Origin of the sequence: Acinetobacter sp. YH12132, from assembly GCF_013418645.1 — a bacterium.
GTDB classification, from domain to species: Bacteria; Pseudomonadota; Gammaproteobacteria; order Pseudomonadales; family Moraxellaceae; genus Acinetobacter; species Acinetobacter indicus.
The window spans coordinates 19703-33900 of sequence record NZ_VPBR01000007.1; the positions used below are offsets into that span (position 1 = coordinate 19703).

Below are 14198 nucleotides of genomic sequence, written 5' to 3' on the forward strand. Positions count from 1 at the left end.
CCTATGTATAATCGAATCTGACTATACTTCATGTTAAAATTTAATGTCCGATTTTCCTCCTACATTTCCTTGGGGTAGCTATGAGCTTATGTTCTCATGAACATCATGATGCATTACATGGCGTGCACGACCATCAAAATATTGAGCAGCGTCTTGCTGAAGCCGAAAGTCTCTGTGCCGCCACAGGTGCTCGCCTGACCCCACTTCGTCGTGAAGTGCTGGAACTGATTTTAAATGCCTCGGGCCCGATGGGGGCATACGACCTGCTGGCCAAAATTAAAAGTGAGTCAGATCGTCCGGCGGCACCACCAACCGTGTACCGCACCCTCGACTTTTTATTAGAAAAAGGGCTGATTCACCGTTTAACTTCTATTAATGCCTATATTCCCTGCTGCCATCCGCGCGAAGGCCATCAGGCGGCGTTTTTAATTTGCACCGAATGCAAAGTGGTCAAAGAAGCTTCTGCGCAGGGTTTACTGCAGCAACTGGCAGAGCTGTCGGCTTCGGACCACTTCACCGCCCATCACAGTATTATCGAGATTTCTGGTTTATGTCAGCACTGCGCCAGCAAACGCTAAGTCCTGCGCCGCTGATTCGCCTTGAACAGATTCAAGTCCGGATTGATGAGCGTGATATTTTAAAACAGGTCGATTTCTCTTTGCATGAGAAAGAAATTGTCACGCTCATTGGTCCGAATGGTGCCGGCAAATCGACGCTGATTAAAGTCATGCTCGGTATTGTCAAACCCACGGCTGGCAAAGTACTGGCCGATAAAAAACTAAAATTCTCCTATGTGCCGCAGAAATTCAATCCTTCACACAGCTTGCCGTTAAGGGTCAAGGATCTGCTGGCTTTAGAAAAATGTAGCAGCACGTTAAAAGCAGAAATTATCCGCGATACCGGTATTGCCAAGCTGGAAAATTCCAAAGTGCAGCAATTGTCAGGTGGTGAACGGCAGCGGGTATTACTGGCCCGCGCCTTATTGCGCCAACCCGATGTGCTGGTGCTGGATGAACCAATGCAGGGGCTGGATATCCAGTCGGAAGCCGAGCTGTATGACTATGTGCGTAGCCTACCAGAAAAATATGGCTGTGCCGTGCTGATGGTCTCACATGATCTGCAATGGGTCATGCAAGGCACGCATCGGGTGGTATGTTTAAATAAACACATTTGCTGTAGCGGCTTGCCCGAAAGCGTGCAGCAGCATCCGGAATATCAGGCCATTTTTGGCACCAACCGGGTGTTCTATCAGCATCATCATGATCATTGTGCGCATGGCGACCATGCCGAGCCGTGTCAGCATGATTCCCGTCCCCATATTCACCCTGAACCGGAAGTCTAAACCATGATGGATTGGTTATCGTTATTACTTCCGGCCTGGATCATGGGCACTTTACTGGTGTTTCTGACCGCGCCACTCGGCTGTCTGATGCTGTGGCGCCGGATGTCTTTTTTTGCCGATACCATGGCACATGGCACCTTATTAGGCGTGGCCATTGCCGGCGCCTTGAGCTTACCGCTGTGGATGGGCGTTACATTTTTAGCCTTATTACTGGTTGGTATTCTTTGGATTCTGCATGATCCGCGCTTACCGAATGATGCCCTGCTGGCCTTATGCTCTGCGACCCTGCTCTGCTCCGGTCTACTGTTTATCCAGCACATTCCAAGCCTGCGCCCGGAACTGCTCAGCTACCTGTTTGGTGATCTGCTCACTATCTCCTGGGCCGATTTACCCATCTTTGCGCTGGTGATTGCCGGTGCACTGAGCGTTTTATACAAATACTGGCAAGCCCAGATTCAGATTGCCATTGATCCGGATATTGCCGCCAGTGAAGGTATTCATGCCCAGTGGCAACGTCTGATTTTTATGTTGTTGCTGGCCCTGTTTACGGTTTTGGCATTACGCGCGGTCGGTTCACTGCTGATGGGTGCGCTGCTGGTGATTCCAGCGCTCACGGCACGACTGCTGGCGCATTCTCCGAAACAGATGGTGATTTGGGCTTTTGTGATTGCGCAAATTGGGGTAACGGTTGGTTTATGGTCCAGCGCCGGCTTAAATACCTCGACCGGTCTAACTATTGTGCTGACCATGGCGGTGATTTTTACCCTGATCTTTACCGTGCAGAAATTTAAAAAACTGGCCTAAACAATCAACCGAAAGGTTCCATCTAGCCCTCTCCTCTTTATCGTCGAGAGGGGAAAATCAACTGTTATTGATGCACCAGACTCAATAAAAACGCAGCGCCAGCAAACAGACCAGCAAACGTCCGGTTCATGACTTTCTGCTGACGCGGTGACTTTAACAGTCTTAAAACCTTGGCTGCCAATCCGGTATAGCCCGCCATCACAATCAGATCAATCGTAATCATGGTCGCCGCCATAATCAGATATTGAATCCACTGCGGTTTGGATAAATCCAGAAATTGTGGCAAGACAGCCAGCAAAAATACAATCGCTTTCGGATTGCTCATATTCACCAGAAAACCGTTCAGCAGCAGTCGTCCAGCTGATTTCTGTGGTAAATCCTGCCGGATTTCAATCGAGTGTACCGGCGCTTTCCATTGCAGATAGGCCAGATACAGCAGATACGCTACCCCGAACCATTTCACTGCCAGAAAAGCCCAAGGCGTGGTCGCAAATAGCACGCCCGCGCCGGCCGCCACAATCGCAATCTGTACCAGCAGCGCCAGTTGCAGCCCGATGGCATTCCAGTAACCATGACGAAAACCGTAATTCAGCCCACTCGACATCGAGGCAATCGCACCTGCGCCCGGCGACACACTAATCACCCAACAGGCCAGCATATAGGCCAGCCAAATCTGATAAGACATGGTAATTCACCACAAAAATGACAGATTATTATATGACGATTCATCTTTTAAGTGCGCAGTAAAGAGGCAATAAAAATCTGATCCAGAGACTGTTAAGCTGCTACCGGTTCAGGCACAATAGTTTTAGTGATTGATTATTAAAAACTTAGGAGCCATGAATGACAGCTCAATCTGTAATCTTGCCATTACCTTCAGATCATGCCCGTTTTATTGTTTTACGTTTAAAAGATTTAACTCTTGAGCAATTAAAAGAAAAATTAGCTGATCTTTTTAATACCCGTGATCGCCTGATTACCCAGCATCCTCATGCACAAATTAAAACTGCCGTGGCCTTTGGACCTGAACTTTGGGCACAACTGTACTCCCAAACTCCAGCTGGCTTTAAGCAGTTACAACCGATTGAAGGCGCATTCCAGATGCCTGTCGTACCGACAGATGTACTCATTCATATTGCCAGTGCCCGTGCGGATATCTGTTTTGCCCTGAGCCAGTCTTTCTTTGAGGGTATTCAGGATCAGGTTGATGTTCTGGATGAGCGGGTCTGCTTCCGCTATTTTGATGGCCGCGACATGACCGGCTTTATTGATGGCACAGAAAACCCGCAATTCCCGGATGACCGTGCTGAAGTCGCTTTACTGGGCGAAGATGCCGGCATTTTTGAAGATGGTTCCTTTGTCTTTGCCCAGCGTTATGCACATGATTTAGATAAATGGAAACGTCTGAAAGTCGATGCACAAGAACAAGTGATGGGTCGCACCAAACTTGAGTCGATTGAGCTGGATGATGAGGTGAAACCTGACAATGCCCACGTCGCCCGTACCGTGGTTGAAGATGATGAAGGTGAAGAAATGGAAATTCTGCGTCATTCCCTACCATATGGTGATGGGCAAGGTGACCAAGGCTTATTCTTTATTGCCTATACCAAGGATTTAACTATTCTGGATGCGATGCTTGAGCGTATGTTTGGCACCTCGGGAGATGGTATTCATGACCGTTTACTACATTTTGTGACCGCTTTAGATGGGGCTTACTACTTCGCTCCAAGTGAAGAGTTGCTGGAAACGGTGTTGGAAGGATAATTTATAAAGCCGACGAGAGTCGGCTTTTTTAGTAATAATTTAAAGTTATCAGCTAGCGTTTAATTTCTCAGAGTGATATTTAAATTAAATATTAATTTCAAAAACAGGTTGCGTTAATTTTATTTAAATTAAATCTAGTTTCATCGAGATCTTTAACTTCTTTATTAATTGGCGTATATGTTGCCCCCCAAAATTCATTACCTTTTGAGATAAACGTAAAACTGGCTACCTCTCTATTATCCTCTAATTCTTTATAGGTTGTTTCCAATGCTTTTGACTCATCATCATAAATAACAGTTTTTACTTCCTTTAACTTATGAAAGGAAGTAAAAGGTCTATGGATTATTCTAGAGTTGTATCTATCAAAAGCAATTTCTATCTTCGATGTATCATCCTTTAGACAATAGTATACTTCAGATATAAGTGTTTCACTTGTTTTTGCACAAGATATCATTGAAAATAAATAAATTATTATAAATATAAGCTTTTTAACCACTTAATTTTCTCCTAGCTAATACTTCTGCTCTTTCCTGTGTGTAGCCATATCTCTTAGGTGGTTTAAATTTTTGATTCTTGGAAAGTTCAATAAATCTTGCATAACCTTTTCTTGCTTCACTTAATGATTTTGTACATCCAATTTTCTTGTATTCAGGGTCATGCCACAACCCCCAACCAAATACCTCACCAACCATATCATTAACTATACTATTCTCTAATTTAAAATCATCTAACGAACTTAATAAAGATTGATCAATTATTTTACAATTCCCAACTTTTAAAATTTTAAAGGCTCTCAATAAATATGCTTTTCTATTTTCTCTACCCCCATGATTATCATTATCAAAATGATTAAAACCACCATTAATTATTGCAGAAACACCTATCAAATCATTTTTTAAAGCAAGTTCATTTAGGTCTCTAGCTTTACCCTTCCTCCAAAACCATGCTGCAGAATCAACAGCATACTTAGGACTAGAAATTTTAACTCTATTTACTCCTGTAAAGTCTTCACCTTTAAACTTACCATAAGCAATATAATTATCTTTCCAAGTTAATTGAATAAGCCCTCTTCCTTTATATCCACCATAGTTATTTTTTTCATATTCAGCCGAAACTCGCTCTTCTAAATACTTGTACTCACTAGTTTCTAAAAATGTTTGTGAAATAAAATAGGCCTTTTGTATACATTTATCTATTTTATAAATTTTAAATGAATCATTAATTGGTGCTATAAATTTAGATAAGTGCTTTGTACTTCCTACTGCCAAAGCCTTTAAATCATCCAAAGTGATATCTCTTCCACATGCACAATCATGTAGCTTTATATTCTGCTCAATTATTGGCTCATTTTTTTCAGTCAAACCTTTAACAATATCAACATCTAGATGTAATTTAATAGCTTCCTCTTTAACTCTTTTGGCCACATAACTTACTGGATCTAAAGGTTTTCCATCTGGTTTGAGTACAGTAAATTGTAATCTCTGCCCAACCATACTTATTAACGGCAGTTTTCCATTGGAAATCGAATAAACCTTTTTCTTCCCGGTAGCTACAATTAACATCTCAATATTTGTTTTTTCAATAACGTAATTACTACCTTCACGATCTACAAGCGTTAGTGTAGAAGTACTTTTAAACTTTTCATAGGGTTCATCTAATTGAATCAGAATAGGTTTTTCTGTGCCATTACCTGAATTAAGCGATCTTTTTAAAACAAACTCATCATTCGATGTTAAGGCTAAAAATTCAATATCACGATTAGCCGAAGAGAGGACTTCAACTCTTCCTTGATCATCTGTAATACGTTCAAAACTTTTCTTTCCCTTTGGTCGTGTTTGTATCGGAAAATTAGCCATAATCTTTCCATGAACATCAACCACTTGAAAAGGTGTTACCACCAAACCATTCTGAGAAATCGTACTATTCATTTGTCGATATTCTTCAATGGTGTTAGGTAACTGAATTTTTATAGGATGCTCTGAAGAGGAGAGTGTCGAAGAATTAATGACCTTCACCACAGTATAATCAGATGCCTTCGGTGGTTTTGCTAAAATTTCTACCATCCGATTAGGAGAAGCTTGAAAGACAAATAAGCCATCTGTATCGGTTTTCTTCAGATTCTCTCTCGATGAATTTTGATAACGTGATTTCACCTTCAGATTTCTGACATATCGTCCAGATTTATCATAAAACTTAGAGGTAATGGTCACCAGTTTACTCATGATTCAATATCCTCGTGTGTAGACACCTCATCCTCCTGATCTTCTTCTATTTCTTCGAGCAAATAATCAATCTGTTCATCACTCAATGCTCCACTCAAATGTGTATGCAAAGAGTTAAAGCCCAGTGCAATAAAGTCAGTTGACTGCGGCGTATAGAACCTAAAAGTACTCAATTGATGTTGTTCATTTAATATGGATTTATTGGTTTTCAGAAGCTTTCCATCAGTTTGATCAATCACAAAAATTTCTTTTTCTCCTGCAGATGAGCTATTCCATTGATAATTGATTTGATTACTAAACAATGTTGCCATCTGAGGTAAGCTCATCTTCGGTTCAACCACATTCTGTGGCTGTAAAAACAGATGCTGCCCTGCTTTCACCTCGAACTTGCCACCCGTGGTCGGTAACACGCCTGAACCACTAATCTCAATCTGACTTCCTCCAGCGACCAATATAATTTTTTTACTCGCCTTGACTTCAATCCTGTCTTCCGTCGAAATAATTTGCACCCCCTTTCTGGCAATAAGATCTGCCCCATCACCCTGTGCCTGAATCTCGACTTTGCCTTTACCGGCATATAAACGTGCACCGTCTTGTGCTGCAAACAGGCTTAGTTTCTGGCTGGCATGGGCAATCAAAGACTGCTGCGTACTCAGGTTAATACTCTCTCCGGCACTATGACTGATCTGACCATCAGCAGAGAGATGTACATCTTGCTGGCTACTTAGGGCAATAGAGTTTGGTGCGCTAAGAATCATTAAGGCCTGTTTAAAAGCAGCAGCTTTATTTTCATCCTGCTGTTCGATCTGTTCCAGGAAGTTCTTTAAGTTATCGAGAACTTCTAAAGGATCGGTCTGCTGGTTTTTGGCCACTTCACTTAAAGCTTGGGCATTGTTCAGTGAGCCTTCAATCTGGGATTTGGCCTCACTGGTATCAAGATGATTGCCTTCGGCTTGTGCCTGTGGATGGGTCGAAATCAGTAAGCCTTCTCCAGCACGTACTGCACCCCACTGATCGGTTCTCAGTTCAAAACCTTCACCCCGACCATCACTTTCGGCGCTGGCTTTGGGATGACTTAAGTTCCCCAGGTTCAGTTGGGTCGCACCATGGCTGCTTTGCAGCTGGGCAGAAATCTGCTTCGGAGTATCATCAAAACGCAGCTGGTTAAAGCCACTGCCTTCAATTTCCTGTGAGCGGATCCCGCTGAGTTTTTTGGTGTCGGGTAGTTGGCCTTGTTGGTCGAATTGGGTTGGCGAGCGTTCTGCTTCATGTAAACGACCAACCACGAAAGGCCGGTCGATGTTACCGTCAAAGAAGTCGATCACCACAATTTCATTAATCCGTGGCAGGAAACGTGCCCCGTAGCCTTCTCCGGCCCAAGGCGTCAGTACATCGACCCAGGCGGAATCGGTGTCATTGTCATTACTGCCGGCCCCGCCATCATGCTGATGGTCATCACTGCGGGTAAACAGGAAACGGACTTTAATCCGTCCCCATTCATCGACATGGATGCTTTCGCCAGCAGGACCGACTACCCGGGCGCGCTGTGGATGAGCCGCCGGTCGGTGCTGTAGTGGATGGTATTCCGGGACGGTGCGGATGTTGCGACGTTGTAAGGTTAAGGTATTGCCTTGACGTTCATCCGGGTGTTGTTCGTGTTGAAAACTAAAATGGCTATGCCAGTGGCTCTGGCTGAGTAGCTGGTTAATCTGCTGTTTGAGGTCTTTAGGTAAGTTGTTCTGGTTATAGAACTGTTTGCCGGTAATTAGAAATTCTTTGTCTGCTGCGCTGTGCTGGTCAATTTCCGGGTGTTCATTCAGTTCAAACCAGTAGCCAACCTGGGCATCACGGACGGTGGAGTGGGCACTAAAGTATTTGGATTGCAGGTCGTGGTAGTGACTGAGGTTCTGGTTCAGTTTGTCCAGCTGGTTATTAGAGGATGCGGTGGCCTGGTCTTCACCATTTAAATCCTGCATCCAGGCCGGGCTGATCTGCCAGGCTTGTTCCAGGCTCAAGCTGGCATTGTCCTGATTATGGCTGTGCTGGTGTTTGCTTTGCACTGAACCGGCGCCTTCTTCCTGACTCAGGCTGTCTGACTGCCAGCGTTGCAGATGTACGGCCGTCGGTTGCAGGCTGCGCTGGGCAATCAACTGGGTGATGCTATCTAATTGTTCGGTGGCACTGGAGCGATGAAAGCGGATGCTGCGGCGGTTTAAGGCACTGTACTGGCTGTTGTCATCAATCAGGCGCAGTTTCTGGGCCTGTATCGGGCTGCTGGAATGTAAGACCTTTAATTGGGCTTCATCAATCAGCCAGTTAATGCCTTCACTGCGCCAGAGCCGGGTCAGGAAGTCATAGTCGGTTTCATTGGACTGCATGATAAAAGGACGCACATCCAGTTCCTGGGTCAGTCCGGTTAAGTCCAGGGTTAGGCTGGCGGCAAAGAGCGGGCTTTTGTTTTGCCATTCTTTAAACAGAATTTCACTGACCTCACGCACGCTTTTATTCATAAACACGCGGCTGTTACGGCGTTTATGCCAGAGTGCTGTGGGATCTTCCAAGGTGAGTTTATAGAGGGTGAGTGAACCATCACTCTGGCCTTGCGCGGCTGCGGTGATAATACCGCTGCTGCGAAACAGCTGGCCCTGGTCGGTGACCTGATCGACGGCGACCTGTGCGCCAATAAACTGTTTTAACGGAATCTGCGCGTTGGTCGAAAGACAGATCAGTTCGGCATGTAAACCGTCATTGAGCTGGTGTTCACCGTCGATGCGCTGTAAAAAAACATCGGCATTTAAGGCCGGCTGAGAAAATTGAATATGGAGGGCACGTTTTTGTGGGCTGAGGCCGGCCTGCTCCAAGGCAGTATGGATATGAACACGGGTTATCATTGTTATAAAAGCTATTGTTTTAATTTGCCCCGATTCTAAACAATGCTTATTTTTTAATCCAGTCTCCCGCTTTCATTTCGGGGCTACAAACCGCCTGTTTCCGACCAGTTGCGATCAACAGCTGCCCTAAAAAAAAGGAGCCGAAGCTCCTTGTTGTGTTTGTCTATATTTTAGAAGGTAATCCGGCGATAACTGCGGTATTCCGGTTTCCAGAAATTCGCCTCAATGGCCTCTGCCAGTAACTCGTCACTGATTACTGGTGCTACACCGGCCAGCATCGCCGCTTTAGCCACTTTAAAGGCAATAATTTTCGAAACCTTCTGGATTTCATTTAAATCCGGCAGCAGATCGGCCGCTGGATCGAGCAGCATCGGCGAACAGTCTGCCAGTGCATTACTCGACGCCATCAGCATACTGTCTGTGACTCGGGTCGCGCCCGAGGCGACTACACCCAAACCAATACCCGGGAAAATATAGGAGTTATTACACTGTGAGATATGATAAATCTTGCCATGATAATTCACCGGTGCAAATGGACTACCAGTTGCAATCAGCGCCTTACCTTCAGACCATTGCAGGATATCAGCCGGCACCGCCTCAACCCGTGAGGTTGGATTCGACAGTGGCATTACAATTGGTCGCTCACAATTTTCCGTTAGTGTGCGAATAATTTCTTCGGTAAACAGCCCCGGCTGACCCGATACACCAATCAATACCGTTGGTTTGGCATGTTTGACTACATCGAGTAGTGAAATCATGTCATCGGCATTGCCCCAGGCTGCAACCCGTTCAGGCGGCTGTGCCAGTTTGCGCTGGAAGTCCAGCAGATTCGGCTGGTTTTCGGTGATCAGGCCAAAACGGTCAACCATAAATACCCGCGCACGCGCTTCGGCATCGCTTAAACCTTCATACATCATCTGCGCAATAATCTGCTCGGCTATGCCGCTACCAGCAGAACCGGCACCGAGGAAAGCCACCACCTGATCTTTCAGCTGTTTACCAGCGGCACGTGAGGCAGCAATTAAACTGCCCACCGAAACGGCTGCGGTGCCCTGAATATCATCATTAAAGCAGCAAATCTGGTCACGATATTTGTTTAACAACGGCATGGCATTGTTCTGAGCGAAATCCTCAAACTGGATCAGCGCTTTTGGCCAGCGGCGCTGGATCGCGGCAATCACTTCATCAACAAAGGCATAGTATTCATCGCCGGTAATCCGCGGCTGATTCCAGCCCATATAAATTGGATCATCCAGCAGTTGCGGGTTGTTAGTACCTACATCTAAAGTAATTGGCAAGGTATAAGCCGGGCTGATCCCACCACATGCGGTATATAAGGATAATTTGCCAATCGGAATGCCCATCCCGCCAATCCCCTGATCACCAAGACCTAAGATGCGCTCGCCATCAGTGATTACAATCACCTTCACGTTTTTCTTGTTCACATTTTGCAGAATGTCATCAATATGGCCGCGGTCCGGATAGGCCAGGAAGATGCCACGATGACGGCGGTAAATATCAGAAAAACGCTGGCAGGCCTCACCGACCGTTGGGGTATAAATAATCGGCATCATTTCACTTAAGTGATGCTCAATTAAGTGATAGAACAGGGTTTCGTTGGTGTCCTGAATATTTCGTAAATAAATATGCTTGTTGATGGCATCGTTAAACGACACATACTGCTGATAGGAGCGCTGACTCTGTTCTTCAATGCTCTCGATGGCATGTGGAAGTAAACCGTGGAGATTAAAATGGCGGCGTTCCTCTTCTGTAAATGCACCGCCTTTATTAAGCAAAGGCAGCTCCAGAAGCGTGTTTCCGGCATAAGGGATGTAAAGCGGTTTTTTGGTGGCTGAATTCGCTGATGTCATTTCCGATCTCATTATTCGATGATCCAGAAGGAGGCTCAAAGCAAAAGTTCCTCTGGGAGATAAGCTAGCTTAGCCCGTTTTGAGGACAATGGGGTATTTAGAAAATTGATAATGATTTGTGGATAATTTAGGTACTGAATAAATTTGTCCAATCGGGCATCCAGTCACGAAATAACGCTTTCCCGAAGCTCAAAATGCGGTTTTTTATGCCCAAATCAATCCCCTGCCTGTTTAGCTTACAAATCCTCGACCCATCAGGATGTAGTTTTTCGCTGTTTTTCTGTTACATGCAGCCAGTGCAGATTTTTCAATTGGCCTCAATTTGGGTATGCTCTGGGGCAAAACACAACGACATATTTAAAAATCATGTATATCAAGCCATGGATTGCACTGGGCGGTTTGGCCGCTGTGCTGGGTGTAGGCGGCTGCCAGACCCTTTCCAATACCACTGAAAAAGTCAGCGATCAGGTGACCGGTTTATTCTCCGCTAAAGACAAAGCACCGAAAATCGACAAAGATGGCGTGGTGGATATCAGTAAAAAAACCCTGGAGCAATTGGAAAAATTTACTGCCAGCATGCCGACTCAACAATGGGTCTATATTGAAAATGAACAGCTGGGACGCTATCAGCTGAAAAACAAGGCTCAGGATGGAGTGATTCTGACTCTGGCCCTGCACTGCAAGATCAGCAGCCAGCGACCGACCTTCTCGCTCAGCAATGCCGAAGGCAAACCTCTATTAAAGGCTTATGATCCGAATGCCGGACAGATCCAGTTCCTGCTCGACAATCAGAATTATGGCAATCCTTTTAATGTACATACCGATGAGCCATTGAAACGCTTCCAGGCAGCCATTGCGCAGGCCAAGGTGATCAAGATTTTTAATGCCTCCCGGCTTTATACCTTCCAGAATGGCAATGCCGATCTGCTGAGTAAACCGGTGTCCTGTCAGGAGTCTGGCACATCGGGCTAAATACTATTTGGGTGTGCCCGGCATATCCACCAGCATCGCGGTAAACCGGCGCACCAGCGGCAACACCACCAGCACCACCGGAAAGGCAATGGCCCAGGAAATCATCCAGTTCTGGAACCACAGTGTGATCAGTCCTTCGACCCAGCCCAGCGCACGCAGCATATTGACCATTGAAATAATACCGCTCATCAGGCCAGACAGCAGCAGCGGCATAATAATGCCCGCCCATTTTGCTGGCAGTTTAGGAATATTGGCGATGATTACAGGACGTTTGGCGTGCATGCATGCTCCTACAGCGGGACAAATCCGTCATTGATCAGGTTATTTCATGGCCATGTTAGCATTTTCAGGCTACAGATGGCGCAGAATGTCGGACAATCTTCATTCACTACAAATGGGTTCACCTAAAGACAGTGAAATTTGCTATATTTGCTGTTTTTCTGCGACATTTATTTTTCGACTGATTATGAATACGGCAATCCAAGCAGCTCTTGAACATGCAGTGCAATCCCTTCAAGCAGAAGGTGTCCTCCCAGCAGACTGGAACAACACCAGTAATTTGACGCGAACCAAAGACCGAAGCCACGGTGACTTTGCCTCAAATATCGCCATGATTGCCTCTAAAGCTGCGGGCATGAAGCCGCGTGATCTGGCCGAAAAAATTCTGGCTGCATTGCCAGAAGTGGCAGATATCAGCAAAGCAGAAATTGCCGGTCCGGGGTTTATCAACTTCTTCTTAAATGCCGACCAGCGTTTTGCCATTCTTGATCAAATTCAGGCGCAGCAAGACCAGTTTGGCCGCACCAAGGTCAACGCGGGCAAACGTATTCAGGTTGAATTCGTTTCTGCCAACCCGACGTCCAGCCTGCACGTGGGTCATGGTCGCGGTGCCGCTTATGGCATGACCGTTGCCAACCTGCTCGAAGCCACTGGCGCAACCGTAGATCGTGAATACTATGTGAACGATGCCGGCCGTCAAATGGATATTCTGGCAACATCAACTTACTTACGTTATCTGGAACTGACCGGTCAGGAACTGGTGTTCCCGAAAAATGCCTATCAGGGTGATTACGTCAAAGAAATCGCGCAAAGCATTATCGACCAGGATGGTGATGCTTATGTACGTCCAGTGGCCGATGTCTATAAAGATGTACCGGAAGATGTGCAGTATGCAGCCGAGCCGGATGCAGAAGGCAACAAGGTGGTCCTGTCTGGCGACAAAGAAAAACACATTGATGGTCTGATTTTCAATTCACAGACTTTAATTGGTGAAGGCTATCGCGTATTCCATCAGGCCGCTTTAAAAGCCATTCTGGATGACATTAAAGATGACCTCGGTGAATTTGGCGTAACCTTTAACCAGTGGTTTAGCGAAGCCTCTTTAACTGAAAAAATTGATGAAGCGCTGCAAACACTGGATCAGCGTGGTTATCTGTATGAGCAAGAGGGCAACATCTGGTTTAAATCGACTGAGTTTGGCGATGAAAAAGACCGCGTGGTCAAACGTCGTAATGGTCAAACCACTTATTTCGCTTCAGACATTGCGTATCACCTGAACAAATTACAACGTGGCTATACCGACCTGATTGATATCTGGGGCTCTGACCACCACGGTTATATCTCTCGTGTAAAAGCCGCGATTGATGCGATGGGGTATGATTCGAAAAAACTGACTGTTTTACTGGTACAGTTTGTGAGCTTATGGCGCGGCGGCGAGATGGTTCAGATGTCTTCCCGTTCTGGCCAGTTCGTGACCTTGCGTGACCTGCGTAAAGAAGTCGGCAACGATGCAGCACGTTTCTACTACGTCATGCGTAAATCTGAACAGCACATCGACTTTGACCTGGATTTAGCAGTCTCACAAAGCAAAGACAATGCGGTGTATTACATCCAGTATGCACATGCGCGTATCTGCCGTATGCTGGAAAAAGCGGCCAGCACAGGCGTGAATTTTAATGCGCTTGACGCGCGTCAGTTTGCGGCCAAGCTGGAACTGGAGGCTGAAACTGAAATTCTGGCCAAGCTGGCGGCTTATCCTGAAATCGTGACCCGTGCTGCCAATGCCTGCGAACCCCATCAGGTTGGTAACTACTTGAAAGAATTAGCAGCTTTATTCCACGGCTGGTATAATGAACACAAAGTGCTCAATGATGATGCTGCGCTTACTCAAGCCCGCTTATTGCTTTCAGTAAACGTACAACAAACCTTGCGCAATGGTTTAGAATTATTAGGTGTTTCTGCACCTGAAAGCATGTAAACCAAGACATTCTTCTGCTGGGCAGGCGTACCATCACGCACCTGTCCAGCCAATCAGCCAATAATCAGAATAAAG

The 14198-nt window shown here is 45.8% G+C and carries 12 protein-coding genes; 6 read left to right on the forward strand and 6 right to left on the reverse strand.

Going from position 1 to position 14198, the window contains the following annotated elements:
* The first annotated feature begins 80 nt into the window (after positions 1–80).
* From FTU67_RS09055 to znuB, 3 genes are read left to right on the forward strand one after another with little or no spacing between them, the layout of a single operon-like run.
* Positions 81–578: a transcriptional repressor gene (locus tag FTU67_RS09055; protein WP_005181393.1), complete on the forward strand. Its 498-nt coding sequence runs from the start codon at positions 81–83 to the stop codon at positions 576–578.
* Positions 551–1342 carry a zinc ABC transporter ATP-binding protein ZnuC gene (gene znuC, locus FTU67_RS09060; protein WP_016658981.1) on the forward strand — a complete coding sequence of 264 codons (792 nt, stop codon included), beginning with the start codon at positions 551–553 and terminating at the stop codon, positions 1340–1342. Before FTU67_RS09055 ends, znuC begins: the two co-directional genes overlap by 28 nt.
* A gap of 3 nt (positions 1343–1345) precedes the next feature.
* Entirely contained in the window at positions 1346–2146 is an 801-nt protein-coding gene (znuB, locus tag FTU67_RS09065) for a zinc ABC transporter permease subunit ZnuB (RefSeq protein ID WP_168397947.1), read from the forward strand.
* 64 nt (positions 2147–2210) lie between these two features.
* Here znuB and FTU67_RS09070 read toward each other — a convergent pair whose 3' ends face one another.
* Entirely contained in the window at positions 2211–2831 is a 621-nt protein-coding gene (locus FTU67_RS09070) for a LysE family transporter (RefSeq protein WP_005181385.1), read from the reverse strand.
* A gap of 158 nt (positions 2832–2989) precedes the next feature.
* Between FTU67_RS09070 and FTU67_RS09075 the strand changes: the two genes are divergently transcribed.
* A complete protein-coding gene (locus FTU67_RS09075) occupies positions 2990–3910 on the forward strand; it encodes a Dyp-type peroxidase (protein ID WP_180061651.1) in 921 nt (306 codons plus the stop codon).
* Positions 3911–4007: 97 nt separating this feature from the next.
* Here the strand turns inward: FTU67_RS09075 and FTU67_RS09080 are convergent, their stop codons facing one another.
* From FTU67_RS09080 to FTU67_RS09095, 4 genes are all read right to left on the reverse strand, one after another.
* The gene (locus FTU67_RS09080) at positions 4008–4406 is read right to left on the reverse strand and encodes a hypothetical protein (protein WP_034598110.1); all 399 of its coding nucleotides are present in this window, start codon (positions 4404–4406) and stop codon (positions 4008–4010) included.
* Positions 4399–6132 (reverse strand): hypothetical protein, encoded by a 1734-nt coding sequence (locus FTU67_RS09085; RefSeq protein WP_005181377.1) that lies wholly within the window; start codon positions 6130–6132, stop codon positions 4399–4401. Before FTU67_RS09085 ends, FTU67_RS09080 begins: the two co-directional genes overlap by 8 nt.
* On the reverse strand, positions 6129–9023 hold the full coding sequence (locus tag FTU67_RS09090) for a type VI secretion system Vgr family protein (RefSeq protein WP_180061652.1): 2895 nt from the start codon (positions 9021–9023) through the stop codon (positions 6129–6131). The genes FTU67_RS09085 and FTU67_RS09090 overlap by 4 nt, the downstream gene beginning before the upstream one ends.
* A gap of 170 nt (positions 9024–9193) precedes the next feature.
* The gene (locus FTU67_RS09095; protein WP_016658973.1) at positions 9194–10894 is read right to left on the reverse strand and encodes an NAD-dependent malic enzyme; all 1701 of its coding nucleotides are present in this window, start codon (positions 10892–10894) and stop codon (positions 9194–9196) included.
* 366 nt (positions 10895–11260) lie between these two features.
* Between FTU67_RS09095 and FTU67_RS09100 the strand changes: the two genes are divergently transcribed.
* Positions 11261–11866, forward strand: coding sequence for a hypothetical protein (locus FTU67_RS09100; RefSeq protein ID WP_168405673.1), 606 nt, complete (start codon positions 11261–11263; stop codon positions 11864–11866).
* 3 nt (positions 11867–11869) lie between these two features.
* On the opposite strand, the gene FTU67_RS09105 is transcribed toward FTU67_RS09100, so the two are convergent.
* Positions 11870–12148, reverse strand: coding sequence for a DUF2798 domain-containing protein (locus tag FTU67_RS09105; protein ID WP_168369829.1), 279 nt, complete (start codon positions 12146–12148; stop codon positions 11870–11872).
* Between the two features lie 184 nt (positions 12149–12332).
* Between FTU67_RS09105 and argS the strand changes: the two genes are divergently transcribed.
* On the forward strand, positions 12333–14123 hold the full coding sequence (gene argS / locus FTU67_RS09110; protein WP_127799285.1) for an arginine--tRNA ligase: 1791 nt from the start codon (positions 12333–12335) through the stop codon (positions 14121–14123).
* Positions 14124–14198 lie beyond the last annotated feature (75 nt).

What these genes read in the sequence shown, in the direction of transcription:
- FTU67_RS09075 (WP_180061651.1), top strand. Translation starts at nt 2,990, where the DNA reads ATGACAGCTCAATCTGTAATCTTGCCATTACCTTCAGATCATGCCCGT.
- FTU67_RS09090 (WP_180061652.1), bottom strand. Translation starts at nt 9,023, where the DNA reads ATGATAACCCGTGTTCATATCCATACTGCCTTGGAGCAGGCCGGCCTC.
- argS (WP_127799285.1), top strand. Translation starts at nt 12,333, where the DNA reads ATGAATACGGCAATCCAAGCAGCTCTTGAACATGCAGTGCAATCCCTT.
- FTU67_RS09100 (WP_168405673.1), top strand. Translation starts at nt 11,261, where the DNA reads ATGTATATCAAGCCATGGATTGCACTGGGCGGTTTGGCCGCTGTGCTG.
- FTU67_RS09085 (WP_005181377.1), bottom strand. Translation starts at nt 6,132, where the DNA reads ATGAGTAAACTGGTGACCATTACCTCTAAGTTTTATGATAAATCTGGA.
- FTU67_RS09055 (WP_005181393.1), top strand. Translation starts at nt 81, where the DNA reads ATGAGCTTATGTTCTCATGAACATCATGATGCATTACATGGCGTGCAC.
- FTU67_RS09070 (WP_005181385.1), bottom strand. Translation starts at nt 2,831, where the DNA reads ATGTCTTATCAGATTTGGCTGGCCTATATGCTGGCCTGTTGGGTGATT.
- znuB (WP_168397947.1), top strand. Translation starts at nt 1,346, where the DNA reads ATGATGGATTGGTTATCGTTATTACTTCCGGCCTGGATCATGGGCACT.
- FTU67_RS09105 (WP_168369829.1), bottom strand. Translation starts at nt 12,148, where the DNA reads ATGCACGCCAAACGTCCTGTAATCATCGCCAATATTCCTAAACTGCCA.
- FTU67_RS09095 (WP_016658973.1), bottom strand. Translation starts at nt 10,894, where the DNA reads ATGACATCAGCGAATTCAGCCACCAAAAAACCGCTTTACATCCCTTAT.
- znuC (WP_016658981.1), top strand. Translation starts at nt 551, where the DNA reads ATGTCAGCACTGCGCCAGCAAACGCTAAGTCCTGCGCCGCTGATTCGC.